The sequence below is a fragment of the Pseudomonas putida genome, from assembly GCA_041071465.1.
Lineage (GTDB): Bacteria > Pseudomonadota > Gammaproteobacteria > Pseudomonadales > Pseudomonadaceae > Aquipseudomonas > Aquipseudomonas putida_P.
In genome coordinates this window covers 1,944,512-1,960,216 of sequence record CP163498.1, presented here as the reverse complement: position 1 = coordinate 1,960,216, position 15,705 = coordinate 1,944,512, and the positions used below count along the sequence as shown (strand labels likewise).

General features: G+C 64.7%; 15 protein-coding genes, 1 other RNA gene and 1 pseudogene. 9 read left to right on the top strand and 8 right to left on the bottom strand.

The window, feature by feature from the left end:
- Nucleotides 1-88 precede the first annotated feature (88 nt).
- Nucleotides 89-493 (top strand): flagellar basal body-associated protein FliL, encoded by a 405-nt coding sequence (locus AB5975_09060; protein XDR21949.1) that lies wholly within the window; start codon nt 89-91, stop codon nt 491-493.
- A gap of 93 nt (nt 494-586) precedes the next feature.
- Here AB5975_09060 and AB5975_09055 read toward each other — a convergent pair whose 3' ends face one another.
- The 4 genes and pseudogenes from AB5975_09055 to AB5975_09040 all read right to left on the bottom strand — a co-directional run bounded on the left by AB5975_09055 (nt 587) and on the right by AB5975_09040 (nt 5,921).
- Complete coding sequence (locus AB5975_09055; GenBank protein XDR21948.1) at nt 587-1,699, bottom strand: ABC transporter permease; 1,113 nt, start codon at nt 1,697-1,699, stop codon at nt 587-589.
- Nucleotide 1,700: 1 nt separating this feature from the next.
- Nucleotides 1,701-4,420, bottom strand: a pseudogene (gene rbbA, locus AB5975_09050) (ribosome-associated ATPase/putative transporter RbbA).
- Nucleotides 4,417-5,376, bottom strand: a complete 960-nt coding sequence (locus tag AB5975_09045) for an HlyD family secretion protein (GenBank protein ID XDR21947.1) — start codon at nt 5,374-5,376, stop codon at nt 4,417-4,419. The pseudogene rbbA and the gene AB5975_09045 overlap by 4 nt, the downstream one beginning before the upstream one ends.
- A 95-nt stretch (nt 5,377-5,471) precedes the next feature.
- The gene (locus tag AB5975_09040; GenBank protein XDR21946.1) at nt 5,472-5,921 is read right to left on the bottom strand and encodes an EVE domain-containing protein; all 450 of its coding nucleotides are present in this window, start codon (nt 5,919-5,921) and stop codon (nt 5,472-5,474) included.
- Between the two features lie 179 nt (nt 5,922-6,100).
- Here AB5975_09040 and AB5975_09035 point away from each other — a divergent pair, with 179 nt between their 5' ends.
- Nucleotides 6,101-6,253, top strand: a complete 153-nt coding sequence (locus AB5975_09035) for a hypothetical protein (GenBank protein ID XDR21945.1) — start codon at nt 6,101-6,103, stop codon at nt 6,251-6,253.
- An 18-nt stretch (nt 6,254-6,271) separates the two neighbouring features.
- On the opposite strand, the gene AB5975_09030 is transcribed toward AB5975_09035, so the two are convergent.
- The 4 genes from AB5975_09030 to AB5975_09015 form a co-directional block, all read right to left on the bottom strand.
- The gene (locus tag AB5975_09030) at nt 6,272-6,880 is read right to left on the bottom strand and encodes a 5-formyltetrahydrofolate cyclo-ligase (protein XDR21944.1); all 609 of its coding nucleotides are present in this window, start codon (nt 6,878-6,880) and stop codon (nt 6,272-6,274) included.
- Between the two features lie 85 nt (nt 6,881-6,965).
- Nucleotides 6,966-7,145: non-coding RNA, 6S RNA (gene ssrS, locus AB5975_09025), on the bottom strand.
- A 17-nt stretch (nt 7,146-7,162) separates the two neighbouring features.
- On the bottom strand, nt 7,163-7,483 hold the full coding sequence (locus AB5975_09020; protein ID XDR21943.1) for a cell division protein ZapA: 321 nt from the start codon (nt 7,481-7,483) through the stop codon (nt 7,163-7,165).
- The gene (locus tag AB5975_09015) at nt 7,480-7,662 is read right to left on the bottom strand and encodes a TIGR02449 family protein (protein ID XDR22948.1); all 183 of its coding nucleotides are present in this window, start codon (nt 7,660-7,662) and stop codon (nt 7,480-7,482) included. Before AB5975_09015 ends, AB5975_09020 begins: the two co-directional genes overlap by 4 nt.
- Nucleotides 7,663-7,843: 181 nt before the next feature.
- Here AB5975_09015 and AB5975_09010 point away from each other — a divergent pair, with 181 nt between their 5' ends.
- From AB5975_09010 to AB5975_08980, 7 genes are all read left to right on the top strand, one after another.
- Nucleotides 7,844-8,398 carry a YecA family protein gene (locus tag AB5975_09010; protein XDR21942.1) on the top strand — a complete coding sequence of 185 codons (555 nt, stop codon included), beginning with the start codon at nt 7,844-7,846 and terminating at the stop codon, nt 8,396-8,398.
- Nucleotides 8,399-8,419: 21 nt separating this feature from the next.
- Nucleotides 8,420-9,754 carry a Xaa-Pro aminopeptidase gene (gene pepP, locus AB5975_09005; GenBank protein XDR21941.1) on the top strand — a complete coding sequence of 445 codons (1,335 nt, stop codon included), beginning with the start codon at nt 8,420-8,422 and terminating at the stop codon, nt 9,752-9,754.
- On the top strand, nt 9,751-10,950 hold the full coding sequence (gene ubiH, locus AB5975_09000; protein XDR21940.1) for a 2-octaprenyl-6-methoxyphenyl hydroxylase: 1,200 nt from the start codon (nt 9,751-9,753) through the stop codon (nt 10,948-10,950). The genes pepP and ubiH overlap by 4 nt, the downstream gene beginning before the upstream one ends.
- On the top strand, nt 10,947-11,429 hold the full coding sequence (locus AB5975_08995) for a DUF4442 domain-containing protein (protein ID XDR21939.1): 483 nt from the start codon (nt 10,947-10,949) through the stop codon (nt 11,427-11,429). Before ubiH ends, AB5975_08995 begins: the two co-directional genes overlap by 4 nt.
- Nucleotides 11,430-11,438: 9 nt before the next feature.
- Nucleotides 11,439-12,656 carry a 2-octaprenyl-3-methyl-6-methoxy-1,4-benzoquinol hydroxylase gene (locus tag AB5975_08990; GenBank protein ID XDR22947.1) on the top strand — a complete coding sequence of 406 codons (1,218 nt, stop codon included), beginning with the start codon at nt 11,439-11,441 and terminating at the stop codon, nt 12,654-12,656.
- Nucleotides 12,657-12,874: 218 nt separating this feature from the next.
- A complete protein-coding gene (locus tag AB5975_08985) occupies nt 12,875-13,876 on the top strand; it encodes an extracellular solute-binding protein (GenBank protein XDR21938.1) in 1,002 nt (333 codons plus the stop codon).
- A 162-nt stretch (nt 13,877-14,038) separates the two neighbouring features.
- Nucleotides 14,039-15,661 carry an ABC transporter permease gene (locus AB5975_08980; protein ID XDR21937.1) on the top strand — a complete coding sequence of 541 codons (1,623 nt, stop codon included), beginning with the start codon at nt 14,039-14,041 and terminating at the stop codon, nt 15,659-15,661.
- Nucleotides 15,662-15,705 lie beyond the last annotated feature (44 nt).

Sequence of the window (15,705 nt, the reverse complement as noted above, 5' to 3'; positions counted from 1 at the left end):
CCTGCCCTGATGGGCCGGCATAAGCCCGGGCTTGGGTTTGAGCGGTGTGCTGGGTAAGCTGGCGCCAACTGTATTGAGGAGCGAATTCGTGAAAGCGTTGATCTTGATGGTGCTGGCGTTGCTGCTGCCGGCTGCGGCCATGGCCGAAGAAGCCAAGGAAGGGGCGCCCAAGGTCGCCTACATCAGCCTGAGCCCGCCCTTTGTCGGCAACTATGCCCTCGACGGCGGCCCGCGGCTGCGGGTGTACAAGGCCGACGTGGCCCTGCGCGTGACCGGCGACGAAGCAGCCAAGGCGGTGCAGCACCACGAGCCATTGATCCGTAATCAGCTGGTGGCACTGTTCACCCAGCAGACGGTTGACAGCATGAGCAACGTCGAGGCCAAGGAGCACCTTCGCCAAGAAGCGCTGAAACAAGTGCAGCAGGTGCTGGAAGCGGAAGAGGGCAAGCCGATTGTTGAAGACTTGCTGTTCAACAACCTGATCGTGCAGTGATCAACTGTGGGAGCGGGCGAGCCCGCGAACACCGGCGAAGCCGGTGCCATTCACCGCACTGCCTGCTTCGCGGGCTCGCCCGCTCCCACAGGGTCAGGACGCCAGGCTGCGACGGAACCGCGAAAGCGCCACGCTGAAAAATACCAGGCCGATCAGCGCCAGTGCCAGGATATCCGGCCACACCACCGCCCACCCGGCATCGCGGAACAGGATCGCGGCCCCCAGGCTGACGAAATGCGTCGACGGCGACCCCTGCATCACCCACTGCAGCCACTGCGGCATGCTGTCCAGCGGTGTGCTGCCGCCGGACAGCAACAGCATCGGGATGATCACCGGGATCGCCAGCAGGCCGAACTGCGGCGTCGAGCGTGCCAGGGTGGCGAGGAAGATACCCAGCGCCGTACTGGCGAACAGGTACAGCGCGGTCACGGCCAGGAACAACCCCATCGAGCCGGACAACGGCACGCCCAGCGCGCCTTTCACTACCACCACCAACGAAATCCAGGTGCATATCACCACCACCAGGGCGTTGCTGCCGATCTTGGCCAGCATGATCTCCAGCGCGGTCAGTGGCAGCACCAGCAGGTGGTCGAGGGTGCCGTGCTCACGCTCGCGCAGCAGCGCGGTGCCGGTGAGGATGATTGCCAGGATGGTGATGTTGTTGACGATCTGGATCACCGCCAGGAACCAACCGCCCTCCAGGTTGGGGTTGAACAGCGCCTTGGGGTTGATCAGCACCGGGCTTTGCACGTTGCCCCGCTGGCTGTAGTCGAGCAGCTCGCGCTCGAAGATGCGGCCGATGTAGCCGGCGCCCATGAACGCCTGGCTCATGGCCGTGGCATCGACGTTTATCTGCAGCTCCGGCGAGCGCCCGGCCAGCAGGTCACTCTGGAAATTCACCGGTACGTTGATCACGAAGGTGTACTGGCCGCTGTCCATGGCCTGGTCCAGGTGTTGCGCGGTCAGCGGAACGGCAGGTTGAAACTCCGGTGGTTGCAGGGCTTCACTGAGCTTGCGCGAGAGCAGGCTGTGGTCTTCGTCCACCACCGCGACGCTGGCGTTGTGCACACCGATCACCGAGCCGGCGGCCGGCATGTAGATCGCCACGCTGAAGGCATACAGCAGGAACAGCAGCAGTACGCTGTCATGACGCAGGCTGGTCAGTTCTTTCAGGCCTAGGCGCAGGGTGTGGTTCAGGCGCGACATGTCAGGCCTCCTGCTTCTTCAGCATGGCCAGGCTCAGGCCGGTGAATGCGGCAAAGAAGCCCAACAGGATCAGGCACTGCGGCCACAGCTCGCGCAGGCCCAGCGCCTTGGTGAAGGTGCCGACCGCGATGTCGAGGAAGTAGCCCGCCGGGAACAGCTGGCCCATCACCGCCGCCGCGCCGTCCAACGACGAGCGTGGCACGATCAGCCCGGAAAACTGGATGGTTGGCAGGCTGGTAATGATCATGGTGCCGAGAATGGCGGCGATCTGGGTGCGGGTGAATGCTGAAATCAGCAGGCCCAGGCTGGTGGTGGCCAGCAGGTAGGCCACGCCACCACAGGCCAGGGCCAGCACACTGCCCTTGAGCGGCACGGCGAACAGCCAGCGGTTCATCGCCACCAGCAGCGCCAGGTTGACCAGGCTTACCGCCAGGTAGGGCATCTGCTTGCCCAGCAGGAACTCCAGGCGGGTGAGGGGTGTGGCGTAGAAGTTGGTGATGGAGCCCAGCTCCTTCTCGCGAACGATGCCCAGTGCAGTGAGCATGGCCGGTATGAAGGCCAGGATCAGCGCCATCACGCCCGGGCCGATGGCATTCACGCTGACCACGTCCTGGTTGTAGCGAAAACGCGTTTCCAGGCGCACCAGGTCCTGGCGCGGCTGCGGCTGTGGGCTGGCCTTGGCCAGTTGCTCCAGGTTGGCCTGGTGCACGGCTTCCACGTAGTTGCGGCTGGTTTCGGCGCGGAACGGCATGCCGCCGTCGAGCCAGGCGGCCACCACCGGTTGGCGCCCGGCGTACAGGTCGCGGCCAAAACCGGCGGAATCTCCAGTGCCAGTTTGATTTCCGAGCGCTGCAGCCGCTGATGCAGTTCGCGGCTGTCGCGGATCGGCGCCTGTTCGGCGAAATAGCGTGAGCCTCGGAAGGCTTCGAGGTAGGCGCGGCTTTGCGGGCTTTGATCCTGGTCGTGCACGGCGAAGGCAAGGTTTTCTACATCCAGTGAAATGCCGTAGCCGAAAATCACCATCATGAACAGTGCACCCAGCAAGGCGAAGGCCAGGCGTACCTTGTCGCGCAGCAGTTCCTTGCCTTCTCGGCTGGCCACCGCCAGCAGGCGGCGCAGGCTGAAGCCTTGGCGCAGTGGTGGGGCAGGCGAAGCTGCTTGCTCCAGTACGGTGTTATCCGTGGTTTGCGGCGCGAGCTCCTGGGCTTGTTCCAGGCACCGCACGAAAGCGTCCTCCAGGGTTTCGCCCTGGTACTGGCGCTGCAAGGCCTCCGGCGTGTCGCAGGCCAGTACCCGCCCGGCGTGCATCAGCGAAATACGGTCGCAGCGCTGGGCTTCGTTCATGAAGTGGGTGGAGAGGAAAATGGTCACGCCTTGCTCGCGGGACAGCTCTACCAGCAGGCGCCAGAAGTCGTCGCGGGCGGCCGGGTCGACGCCGGAAGTCGGTTCGTCGAGGATCAGCACTTCAGGGCGATGCAACACCGCCACGGCCAGCGACAGGCGCTGGCGCAGGCCAAGGGGCAGTGCGCCAGACGGTTGGTCGGCGATGGCGGCGAGGTCGAAGCGATTTATCAGCTCATCGATGCGCTGGGCGCTCTGGGCTTTGGGCAAGTCGAACAGGCGGGCATGGAGGGCCAGGTTCTGCCGGGTGCTGAGCTCGCCATACAGCGAGAAGCTCTGTGACATGAAGCCGACCCGCTTGCGCGTGGCCAGGTCACTGGCATCCACCGGGCGCCCCAGCAGGCTGGCGCTGCCCTCGCTGGCAGGCATCAGGCCGGTAAGCACTTTCATGGTGGTGGTCTTGCCGCAGCCGTTGGAGCCGAGGAAGCCGAAGATCTCCCCACGGCCAATGGCGAAACTGACCTTGTTCACCGCTGTGAAGTCGCCAAAGCGCAGGGTCAGGTCGTGCGCCTCGATGGCGACCGGGCCATCCGTGGCCTGGCGCGGTGGAATGCTCAGGGGTTGATGCTGCGCCTTGCCCGCGCCCTGGTAGTGGGTGAAGGCGTCGTCCAGTTTGCCACTGGGGGTGACTGCGGCCAGTTCGTGGCTGGCGCCTGCGGCCAGCAGGCGGCCGCCATCGAGCATCAGGCAATGCTCGAACTGTTCGGCTTCTTCCATGTAGGCGGTGGCCACCAGCAGGGTCAGTTGCGGGCGCTGCGCGCGAACCTGTTCGACCAGTTCCCAGAAACGCCGCCGCGACAGCGGGTCGACGCCGGTGGTCGGCTCGTCGAGGATCAGCAGGTCTGGTTCGTGGATCAGCGCGCAGCACAAGCCCAGCTTCTGCTTCATGCCGCCCGACAGCTTGCCGGCCGGGCGCTCGGCAAAGCGCTGCAGGTCGGTGGCCTGCAGCAAGTTGGCCATGCGCTGCTCGCATTCGCGGCGGCCCAGGCCGAACAGCGTGGCGAAAAAGCGGATGTTCTCGTTGATCGACAGCTCTGGGTACAGGTTGTTGCCTAGTCCCTGCGGCATGAATGCCACTTTCGGGTACAGCGCTGCGCGATGGCGCCGTTGGCGGATCGAGCCGCCCAGCACCTGCAGTTCACCCTGCTGCAGGCGTTTGACGCCGGCGATCAACCCCAGCAGAGTGGACTTGCCGGCGCCATCTGGGCCAATCAGCGCGCAGCGGGTGCCCGCAGGCAGGCTGAAACCCAGGGTGTGCAGGGCCGTCAGGTCGCCGTAGCGGTGGCTGATGCCATCGGCCAGCAGTGCCGGGGCGTTCATTGCAGGTTGGCCGGCCAGTCCACCTCGGCCGTGCGCACATAGCCGGCGCCTGGCATGCCAGGTTTAGCCTGTGGCACGACACCTGGGTCGGTCAGGCGGAGTTTGACCCTGAACACCAGCTTTTGCCGCTCGTCGCGGGTCTCCACCTGTTTGGGCGTGAACTGGGCCTTGGCTGCGACAAAAGCCACTTTGGCCGGCAGGGCGCGTTCGGGCAGGGCGTCGAGCACGATGCGCGCCTGGTCGCCCACGGTCAGCTGGCCGCTGGTGGAGGCCGGCAGGTACAGGTTCATGTACTGGTCGCTGGGGTCGATCAGCATCAGCACTCGGCCGCCGGCACCCAGCACCTCACCGGGTTCGGCCAGGCGCAGCTGGATGATGCCGTCGATGGGCGCTCGCAGGCTGCTGTCGTCGATTTCACTGGTGAGCTGGGCCACCTGGGCTTCGGCGGCGCCGATGGCGGCCTTGATCGCTGCAAGCTGGGCGCGGGCGGCGACTACCGCTGCGTTGGCCGTGTCGAAGCGCGCCTGCTGTTGATCGAGCAACTGTTGGCTGGCGTACTTGCGCTGGAAGATCTCGCGCACGCGCTTGAGCTCCTGGCTGGCCAGCAGCAGTTCGCTCTGGCGCAGTTGCACGCTGGCCTGGGCGGCGGCGTAGTTCTCCCGGGCGCGCAGCACTTCGGCTTCGGCCTGGCTGCGTTGGGCTTCCATGGTGCGGGTGTCGATACGCGCCAGCAGTTGGCCGCGGGTGACCTTGTCACCTTCGTCGACCAGCACTTTGGCCAGGCGGCCTGGGATTTTGCTGGCGATTTGTACTTCGGTGGCTTCAAGGCGGCCGTTGCCCATGCTCAGGCCTTCGGGCAACTGGTCGTGGAGCGACTTCCAGTACCCCAGCCCGCCAGCTGCGGCGAGCAGGGCGATTAGCGCGGTGGCGAAAATTCTGGGGGCGTATCGGTTCATCGTTCTGCATCCTTGCGGTCATGCACAGCACATCATGGCCTGCGGCCACGGGTGGCGTGTTGATATCGGTCAAACCCTTGACCTTAGCTACACATTTAGCGCAAGGCGACAATCACCGCCCATTGTTCGGGCGTTACCGGCATTACCGACAGGCGGCTGCCTTTTTGCACCAGTGGCAACTCGGCCAGGCCGGCCTGCTGTTTCAGCCAGCCCAGTTCCAGCACCCGTGGCAGGGTTTGCACATGGGCTACATCCACCGCGCTCCACGGGTTTTTGTCGGCGGTGGCCTTGGCATCGTAATAGTGGCTTTGCGGGTCCAGCGCGGTCGGGTCCGGATAGGCCGCGCGGGTAATTCTGGCAATGCCGGCGATGCCCGGCTGCGGGCAACTGGAGTGATAGAAGAAAAACTCGTCACCCTCGCTCATGGCCCGCAGAAAATTACGCGCCTGATAGTTGCGCACGCCGTCCCAGCGCGCTTCGCCCAGGCGGCCGAGGGCTTCGATGGAAAGCTCGTCGGGCTCGGATTTCATCAGCCAGTAGGCCATGGATGCTGCTCCTGAAAAGGTTTGAAATAACCTGTTGCACGAAACCGACAGCCGGTTGGCGTCAAGGTTTGCGTGTGGACGCAGGTTGTCGGAAAATGCGCCCCGTTTAAAGCGCTATGCGCCGGCGGTGCCCAGAAAACCGCCGAGCACTGAACAGTTTGCCTGGGGGGCAATCTTCGATGAATCAACGTAAAAAGCCGGATCTGCTGTGGATCCTGGTGTTCATTTTTGGCCTGGGTGTGGTCACGACCGGTTATGCGCAAGGGTTCTGGGAGCGCAAGCTGGACAACGCCTATCAGATGCCGGTCGACGCCGGCCAGCCGCAACGTTGATGCCCCCGCTGGTGCCGCTCAACGCGGCGCCAGGTACCAGCCACGGTCCGAGACCGTGCCCTGCAGCGGTACATCCCAACTGGCCTGCGCCAGCCGCTCGACCTTCTGGCATTCATGCGCCAGCCCCAACAGCAACGGTTTTTTCCAGGTCTGCCGACGCGCCTGGTAGGCCAGGCTGCGATCATAAAAGCCACCGCCCATGCCCAGGCGCCCGCCCACTTCATCAAAACCGACCAGCGGCAGCAGGATCAGGTCCAGCGCCCAGATCGGCCGTTGGCGTTTGCGGTCAGTGACCGGCTCGGGAATACGGAAGCGGTTGGGCTTGAGCTTTTCACCCTGCTCGAAGCGCTGGAACACCATGCGCGTGCGCGGCCAGGCGTGCAACACCGGCAGGTAGGTGCGCTTGCCGCGACGCTGGGCTTCGCGCAGCAGTAGGCAGGGGTCGATTTCGCTGTCGTTGGGCAGGTACAAGGCAATGTGGCGTGCGCGGCGGAACAAGGGGTGTTGCGCCAGCTGGCGGTACAGGCCGAGGGTGGCCTGGCGTTGCTGGGCAGGGGTAAGGGCGCGGCGGGCATTGCGAAGCAGACGACGGAGCTGGGGACGGGTGAGCGGCGCAGTGTCGGTCATGGCACGAGCTATCCCAGGTGTGCTGGCCAACCTCTGGGCGGTCGGCCAAAACGAATTGCCCGCCGGGGGGCGGGCAAGAGAATTCAGGCTCCCCGATAAGACCGCTATCGGTGTAGCCCTTGAACCCGAAAGTTCAAGGTGGAGATTGCAGGGGGCGTTAAGGCTTTCCGTCGGGCGGACATGCACACCGGCCCCAGCGTGCAACCCCCGTGGTTGTGCGTATCGGCTCAGGGACATAACCGACTGGCGCATCCCCCAGGGAGTGGCGCCAGTATACCAATCTCAGCCGATTTTGGTATCCGTGTCGTCGGACAAAGCCTTGTCTACCCGATCCAGCAGGTCGCGCACCTGTTCGCGGTTGGTGCCGGTGACCGGCGCGTCGTTGCGATCTTCCTGGCGGTGCAGCATTTCGTGGGTAATGTTCAACGCCGCCATTACCGCGATGCGGTCGGCACCGATCACCTTGCCGCTGCTGCGGATCTCGCGCATCTTGCCGTCCAGGTAGCGCGCGGCGCTGACCAGGTTGTTGCGCTCTTCCGGCGGGCAGATGATCGAGTACTCCTTGTCGAGGATCTGCACGGTGACGCTATTGCTTGAACTCATGAGTCTTGCTCCAGAGCCTTGAGGCGTAAAATCATCGACTCGACTTTGCGCTTGGCGATCTCGTTTTTTTCGATGAGGTGGGCGCGCTCTTCGCGCCAGGATTTTTCCTGCGCTAATAGGAGTGCATTTTGCCGTTTTAGTTGCTCGACGCGTTCGATCAGCAACTCGAATCGGCTCATCAGTGCCTGCAGGTCGTTCTCTTGCGTGGGTTGCACTCGATTCGCTCCGTCGTTGAGTCACCTGGCGATGATGCCTCTCCCTGGGCGGCAACGGCCAGTGCCGATGGTCTTGGCGCGCCTGCCGGTGCTAGGATACAAGGTCTCCATTCTAGTCATTGCGCCGTCTGGCGCCTAGCTGCCCATGCCCAATACTCAATCGCCCTACATCGCCTTCGCCATGCTGCTTTCCAGTAATGGCCACCCTGTCACCCCTGCCGAACTGCACGGCCTGCTGATCGGCCGCAGCTGTGCCGGCGCCGGCTTCGATGCCGATGCCTGGCTGGCCGATGCCGCCCAACTGCTGGAAACCGAGCCGGGTGACACCGTGCGCAACGCCCTGATCGGCCTGCAGGAAATGGTCAAGGGCGAGCTGACCAGCGACGACATGGCCATCGTCCTGCTGCTGCCTTCCGACGACGCTGCCCTGAGCGACCGCGCCACCGCGCTGGGCCAGTGGTGCCAAGGCTTCATTACCGGTTTCGGCCTGAATGCCGGTGGCAAGGACCTGTCCGACGAGGCCAAGGATGTGCTGCAGGACCTGGTGGCCATTTCCCAGGTACAAGAAGCCCTCGAAGAGTCCGAAGACGGCGAGAGCGACTACATGGAAGTCATGGAGTACCTGCGCGTGGCGCCTCTGTTGCTGTTCTCCGAGCTGGCCAAGCCGGCCGCACCCGCGCCCAAGCCATCGCTGCACTGATCAACCGGGGGAAGTCTGCCCATGAGCCACATACCCAAGGCCGAGTATGCCCGTCGGCGCAAGGCGCTGATGGCGCAGATGGTCCCCAACAGCATCGCCATTCTGCCCGCCGCTGCGGTTGCCATCCGCAACCGTGACGTCGAGCACGTGTACCGCCAGGACAGCGACTTCCAGTACCTCAGCGGCTTCCCGGAGCCTGAGGCGGTGATTGCGCTGATACCGGGGCGCGAGCATGGCGAATATGTACTGTTTTGCCGTGAACGCAACCCCGAGCGCGAGCTGTGGGACGGCCTGCGGGCCGGCCAGGAAGGCGCGGTGGGCGATTTCGGCGCCGACGATGCCTTCCCCATTACCGACATCGATGAGATCTTGCCGGGCCTGATCGAAGGCCGTGAGCGGGTCTACAGCGCCATGGGCAGCAACCCCGAATTCGACCGCCGGCTGATGGACTGGATCAACGTGATCCGCTCCAAGGCACGCCTGGGCGCCCAGCCACCGAACGAGTTCGTTGCGCTGGATCATCTGCTGCACGACATGCGCCTGTATAAATCGGCGGCGGAAGTGAAGGTGATGCGCGCGGCCGCAGACATTTCGGCGCGGGCCCATGTGCGGGCCATGCAGGCCTGCCGGGCCGGGCTGCACGAATACAGCCTGGAAGCCGAGCTGGACTACGAATTCCGCAAGGGCGGGGCGAAGATGCCGGCCTACGGCTCGATCGTCGCGGCCGGGCGCAATGGCTGCATCCTGCACTATCAGCAGAACGACGCGCCGCTCAAGGATGGCGACCTGGTGCTGATCGACGCTGGCTGCGAAATCGACTGCTACGCCAGCGACATCACCCGCACCTTCCCGGTCAGCGGGCGCTTTTCGCCCGAGCAGAAGGCCATCTACGAGCTGGTGCTCAAGGCCCAGGCGGCGGCGTTTACCGAAATCGCCCCCGGCAAACACTGGAACCACGCCCATGAGGCGACCGTACGGGTGATCACCGCTGGCCTGGTGGAGCTGGGCTTGCTGGAAGGGGATGTGCAGGCGCTGATCGACAGCGAGGCCTATCGCGCCTTCTACATGCACCGCGCCGGGCACTGGTTGGGCATGGATGTGCACGACGTGGGCGACTACAAGGTGGGCGGCGAATGGCGGGTGCTGGAACCCGGCATGGCGCTGACCGTGGAGCCGGGGATCTACATTGGCGCCGACAATCAGGCCGTGGCCAAGAAGTGGCGCGGCATTGGGGTAAGGATCGAGGACGACGTGGTGGTGACCAGGCAAGGTTGTGAAATCCTGACTTCGGGCGTGCCGCGCACGGTTGCCGAGATCGAGGCGCTGATGCAGGCCGCCCGCAAGGACGCGGCATGAACCGGGTAAACCTGGCGATCATCGGTGGTGGCCTGGTGGGTGCAAGCCTGGCCTTGGCGCTGCAGGCAGGGGCCAAGGCGCGTGGCTGGAAGATCCTGCTGATCGAGCCGTTCGCTCCCGGCGACAGCTTTCAGCCCAGCTACGATGCGCGCTCGTCGGCGTTGTCATTCGGCACCCAGCAGATCTATCAACAACTTGGCCTGTGGCAAGCCATCGGCCGCCGCGCCGAGCCGATCCGGCAGATTCACGTATCCGACCGTGGCCGCTTTGGCGCCACCCGCCTGGATGCCCTGGAAGAGGGAGTCCCGGCGCTGGGTTACGTGGTGGAGAACGCCTGGCTCGGGCAGTGCCTGTGGCAAGGGCTGGACAGCGAGGTGGTGAGCTGGCGCTGCCCGGCGGAAGTGACCGCGATGCAGGCCATCGAAGGCGGTTACCGCCTGCGGCTCAACGATGACACCCAACTGGAATGCGACCTGGCGGTACTGGCCGACGGTGGCCGCTCCGGCCTGCGCGAGCAGCTGGGTATCCATGTGCGCCACACGCCTTACCAGCAGAGTGCGTTGATCGCCAACATCACCCCGGGTGAAGCCCACGGTGGCCAGGCTTTCGAGCGCTTCACCGAAGAGGGCCCCATGGCCCTGCTGCCGCTGCCGGAAAACCGCTGCGCATTGGTGTGGACCCGTCAGGGCATGGATGCACGGCGTCTGGCTGACATCGACGAGCGCAGCTTCCTGCGCGAGCTGCAGGGAGTGTTCGGCTATCGCCTGGGCGCGCTGCGCCAGGTGGGCGCACGGCACCTCTACCCGCTGTCGTTGATCGAGGCCCAGGAGCAGGTACGGCCGCACCTGGTGGTGCTGGGCAATGCAGCGCACAGCCTGCACCCCATCGCCGGCCAAGGCTTCAACCTGTCGCTGCGTGACGTGCAGTCGCTGGCCGAAGCGTTGCTGGCCGGCCCGCAGCAGCCTGGCGACCTGACCACGCTGCAGGCTTATCACCAGCGCCAGCGCCTGGACCAGGCCATGACCATTGGCTTCTCCGACCAGGTCACCCGCCTGTTCGGCAGCAACCAGCCGCTGCTGGCCGCCGGGCGCAACCTTGGCCTGCTCGGGCTCGACCTGTTGCCACCGGCAAAAAGCTGGTTCGCCCGCCAGGCCATGGGCCTGGGCACCCGCCCTGATTCGCGGGGCCAGGCATGAGCAACCCGCGTAAACTGGCACGACGGGCGCGCATGCTGCGCTGGCTGCTGAACCTTTACCCACCGTACCTGGGCGCCGGTATCCGTGTGCAGCACATCAGCCCGGACCTGCGCAGCGTCAAGGTGGCGATGAAACTGACGCGCTGGAACTGCAATTACGTCGGTACCCAGTTCGGTGGCAGCCTGTATGCCATGGTCGACCCGTTCTACATGCTGTTGTTGATCGAGCAGCTGGGGCGCGACTACATCGTCTGGGACAAGGCCGCCAGCATCGATTTCATCTCGCCGGGCAAAGGCCCGGTGTATGCCGAATTCCACGTCGATGATGCGCTGCTGGCCGACATCCGCCAGCAGACCGCCACCGGCAAGAAGTGCCTGCCGCGTTTGCAGGTCGATATCCGCGATGGTGCCGGCGAGCTGGTGGCGCGGGTCGATAAAACCCTATACGTGCGGCTCAAGCCGCAAGCGAGGCAGGCGTAAGGCATGGAAATGCGCGCAGATCTGTTGATTGTCGGTGCCGGTATGGTCGGCAGCGCCCTGGCCCTGGCGTTGCGCCACAGTGGCCTGCAAATCCTGTTGGTCGATGGTGGCCCGCTGACGGTCAAACCCTTCGACGCCCAGGCCCCGTTCGAGCCGCGTGTCAGCGCGCTGTCGGCGGCCAGCCAGCGCATCCTCGAGCGCCTTGGCGCCTGGGAAGGCATTGCCCAGCGGCGTGCCACGCCGTACACCGACATGCAGGTGTGGGATGGCAGTGGAACCGGGCAGATTCACTTCTCGGCGGCCAGCGTGCATGCCCAGGTGCTCGGCCATATCGTCGAGAACCGTGTGGTGCAGGATGGCCTGCTGGAGCGCCTGCATGACAGCGACATCGGCCTGCTGGCCAATGCGCGGCTGGAGCAATTGCGCCGCTCTGGCGATGAGTGGCTGCTGACCCTGGCCGATGGCCGGCAACTGCGTGCTCCGCTGGTGATCGCCGCCGACGGCGCCAATTCGGCGGTGCGGCGCCTGGCTGGCTGCGAAACCCGCGAGTGGGATTATCTACACCATGCCATCGTCACCAGTGTGCGCTGCAGTGCCGGGCACCAGGGTACGGCCTGGCAGCGCTTCACCGATGAGGGGCCGTTGGCTTTCCTGCCGTTGGTCCGCGATGGCCAGCAGGATTGGTGCTCGATTGTGTGGTCGACTACCCCGGAACATGCCGAGCAGTTGATGGCGCTGGATGAAGCGGCCTTCCTGCAGGCCCTGGAACGTGCCTTCGAGGGGCGCCTGGGCCATGTGCTGCAGGCCGACCCTCGGGTGTGCGTGCCGCTGCGCCAGCGTCACGCCAAGCGTTATGTGGATGAGGGCCTGGCGTTGATCGGCGATGCTGCGCACACCATCCACCCGCTCGCGGGGCAGGGTGTGAACCTGGGCTTCCTGGATGCCGCGGTGCTGGCCGAGGTGCTGGTCAATGCCTGCGAGCGTGGCGAGCGGTTGGCGGATGTGAAGGTGTTGAGCCGTTACGAACGGCGGCGCATGCCGCACAACCTGGCGTTGATGGCGGCCATGGAAGGGTTCGAACGGTTGTTCCAGGCTGATCCGCTGCCGTTGCGCTGGTTGCGAAATAGTGGGTTGAAACTGGTGGAGAAGATGCCGGAGGCCAAGGCGGTGTTTGTGCGCCAGGCGCTGGGTTTGAGTGGGGACCTGCCGGATTTGGCCAAGGCTTGAGATTGCTGGGGCCGCTTTGCGGCCCATCGCGACACAAGGCCGCTCCTACAGGGATATCACAAGGCCAGAGGTCACTCGGGCCCTGTAGGAGCGGCCTTGCGTCGCGATGGGCTGCGCAGCAGCCCCCTCTGCAACATCCGGTAACGGCTAGGTAGATGAGCCAGAAAATGGGATTCACTACCATTTGCACCTCTCAAACGATCCGAGGAGTGCTTCACATGTTGCCACGCAAGCCCCTACTGGCCGCTCTGGCCCTGACCCTGTTCGGCGGCACCGCCCAAGCAGCGGACGAAGTGGTGGTGTACTCCTCGCGCATCGACGAGCTGATCAAGCCGGTGTTCGATGCGTATACCGCCAAGACCGGGGTCAAGATCAAGTTCATCACCGACAAGGAAGCCCCGCTGATGCAGCGCATCAAGGCCGAGGGCGACAACGGCGTGGCCGACCTGCTGCTGACCGTCGATGCCGGCAACCTGTGGCAGGCCGAGCAGATGGGCATTCTGCAGCCAATCAAGTCCGACATCATCGACCAGAACATTCCGCCGCAGTACCGCGCCTCGTCCCATGACTGGACCGGCCTGAGCCTGCGCGCTCGCACCATCATCTACTCCACCGAGCGGGTCAAACCCGAGGAGTTGAGCACCTACGAAGCCCTGGCTGACAAGCAGTGGGAAGGCCGCCTGTGCCTGCGCACCGCGAAGAAAGTGTACAACCAGTCGCTGACCGCCACCCTGATCGAAACCCACGGTGAGGCGAAGACCGAGCAAGTCGTCAAAGGCTGGGTCAACAACCTGTCCACCGATGTGTTCTCCGACGACAACGCGGTGATCCAGGCCATCGAGGCCGGCCAGTGTGACGTGGGTGTGGTCAACACCTACTACTACGGCCGCCTGCACAAGCAGAACCCGAACCTGCCGGTGAAGATCTTCTGGCCCAACCAGGGTGATCGTGGGGTGCACGTGAACCTGTCGGGTATTGGCCTGACCAAGCATGCACCGCACCCGGAAGCCGCGAAAAAGCTGGTGGAATGGATGACGGGTGAAGAAGCGCAGAAGCTGTTCGCCGACATCAACCAGGAGTTCCCGGCCAACCCGAAGGTCAAACCATCGGATGAAGTGGCTGCGTGGGGCAGCTTCAAGGCCGACAGCATTCCAGTGGAAATCGCTGGCAAGCGCCAGGCTGAAGCCATTCGCCTGATGGATCGGGCTGGCTACAACTAAGCGCCAGGCTTTATCCTTCCGGGGCCTATCAGGGCCCTTTCGCGGGCACGCCCGCTCCCACAGGAACTGCACAGGATTCAAGCATCCTGCGGCCCCTGTGGGAGCGGGCATGCCCGCGAACGACCGCCGAGCGGTCGCAAATCAGCCACAGAGACAGTCAACTTGCCCCACACCCCCCAACGCCGCTGGTACTTACCGGTCTCCTTGATCGCCGCCCTGGTGCTGCTGCCCCTGAGCGTGCTGCTGCTGTCCTGGCAATCGATTGATCTGCAGATCTGGTCGCACCTGCTCGACACCCAGATGACTCGCCTGCTCGGCAATACCCTGACGCTGGTGGTGGGTGTAGGCATCGGCGTCACCGTGCTGGGCGTCAGCCTCGCCTGGCTCACCAGCCTCTGCGAGTTCCCCGGTCGGCGCTGGCTGGACTGGGCGCTGATGCTGCCGTTCGCCATCCCGGCCTATGTACTGGCGTTCGTCTTCGTCGGCCTGCTGGACTTCGCCGGGCCGGTGCAAAGCGCCCTGCGTGAAGTGTTCGGGCCAATGCGCCTGCCTCGGGTGCGTTCCACCGGCGGGGTGATCATCGTTTTGGTGCTGGTGTTCTACCCCTATGTCTACTTGCTGGCACGCACGGCGTTCCTGGCCCAAGGCAAGGGCCTGATGGAGGCGGCGCGGGTGCTCGGGCTGTCGCCCCTGCAGGCATTCTGGCGTGTGGCACTGCCCATGGCGCGACCGGCGATCGGCGCCGGCATCGCGTTGGCACTGATGGAAACCCTGGCCGATTTCGGTGCGGTGGCGGTGTTCAACTTCGACACCTTCACCACTGCCATCTACAAGACCTGGTACGGCTTCTTCAGCTTGTCCAGTGCAGCCCAACTGGCCAGCCTGCTGCTGTTGGCCGTCATGCTGGTGCTGTACGGCGAGCGCCGCGCGCGCGGTGCTAGCCGCAGTGGCAACGAACGGCCGCGCGCGCAGGCGCTGTATCACCTGCGTGGGGTCAAGGCGTTGCTGGCCAGTGGTTGGTGCCTGCTGGTGTTCGCCTGCGCTTTTGTCATCCCACTGCTGCAACTGTTGGTGTGGTTCTGGCAGCGCGGTCGGCATGACCTGGACGAGCGTTATGTCGGCCTGGTGCTGCACACCCTGTACCTGGGCGGCATGGCGGCGCTGGTCACGGTATGCGTGGCACTGCTGCTGGCCTTTGCCCGGCGCCAGGCGCCGACCGGCGGTATTCGCGCCGGGGTTGGCCTGGCCAACCTGGGGTATGCCTTGCCCGGTTCGGTGTTGGCGGTGTCGATCATGCTGGCCTTCAGTTACCTCGACAACCACCTGGTCATCCCGCTGTCCAGCTGGCTGGGCGGGGCCGGCAAGCCGCTGCTGCTAGGCAGCCTTTCGGCGTTGCTGCTGGCCTACCTGGTGCGCTTCATCGCAGTGGCTTACGGGCCACTGGAGAGCAGCCTGGAACGCATTCGCCCGTCACTGCCCGAAGCCTCCCGAAGCCTCGGTGTCGGTGGCGCAAGATTGTTTTTCAAGGTGTATCTGCCGCTGCTGGTACCCGGTGCCCTTAGCGCGGCATTGTTGGTGTTCGTCGACGTGCTCAAGGAAATGCCGGCCACCTTGCTGATGCGACCGTTCGGCTGGGACACCCTCGCCGTGCGGGTATTCGAGATGACCAGCGAGGGCGAGTGGGCGCGTGCCTCGCTGCCAGCATTGACGCTGGTGCTGGTGGGCCTGTTGCCGGTCATCGGCCTGATCCGCCGCTCGGCACGTCGACCCGGTCACAGTCACTGAGGGTGCCAGCTGGCGACCTTGCGGCTACAATGCGCGGCATTCGC

Excerpts from the sequence above, each read along its gene's own strand:
- AB5975_09055 (XDR21948.1), bottom strand. The coding sequence starts at position 1,699 with ATGTCGCGCCTGAACCACACCCTGCGCCTAGGCCTGAAAGAACTGACC.
- AB5975_09045 (XDR21947.1), bottom strand. The coding sequence starts at position 5,376 with ATGAACCGATACGCCCCCAGAATTTTCGCCACCGCGCTAATCGCCCTG.
- AB5975_09040 (XDR21946.1), bottom strand. The coding sequence starts at position 5,921 with ATGGCCTACTGGCTGATGAAATCCGAGCCCGACGAGCTTTCCATCGAA.
- AB5975_09035 (XDR21945.1), top strand. The coding sequence starts at position 6,101 with ATGAATCAACGTAAAAAGCCGGATCTGCTGTGGATCCTGGTGTTCATT.
- AB5975_09030 (XDR21944.1), bottom strand. The coding sequence starts at position 6,880 with ATGACCGACACTGCGCCGCTCACCCGTCCCCAGCTCCGTCGTCTGCTT.
- AB5975_09020 (XDR21943.1), bottom strand. The coding sequence starts at position 7,483 with ATGAGTTCAAGCAATAGCGTCACCGTGCAGATCCTCGACAAGGAGTAC.
- AB5975_09015 (XDR22948.1), bottom strand. The coding sequence starts at position 7,662 with ATGAGCCGATTCGAGTTGCTGATCGAACGCGTCGAGCAACTAAAACGG.
- AB5975_09010 (XDR21942.1), top strand. The coding sequence starts at position 7,844 with ATGCCCAATACTCAATCGCCCTACATCGCCTTCGCCATGCTGCTTTCC.
- pepP (XDR21941.1), top strand. The coding sequence starts at position 8,420 with ATGAGCCACATACCCAAGGCCGAGTATGCCCGTCGGCGCAAGGCGCTG.
- ubiH (XDR21940.1), top strand. The coding sequence starts at position 9,751 with ATGAACCGGGTAAACCTGGCGATCATCGGTGGTGGCCTGGTGGGTGCA.
- AB5975_08995 (XDR21939.1), top strand. The coding sequence starts at position 10,947 with ATGAGCAACCCGCGTAAACTGGCACGACGGGCGCGCATGCTGCGCTGG.
- AB5975_08990 (XDR22947.1), top strand. The coding sequence starts at position 11,439 with ATGCGCGCAGATCTGTTGATTGTCGGTGCCGGTATGGTCGGCAGCGCC.
- AB5975_08985 (XDR21938.1), top strand. The coding sequence starts at position 12,875 with ATGTTGCCACGCAAGCCCCTACTGGCCGCTCTGGCCCTGACCCTGTTC.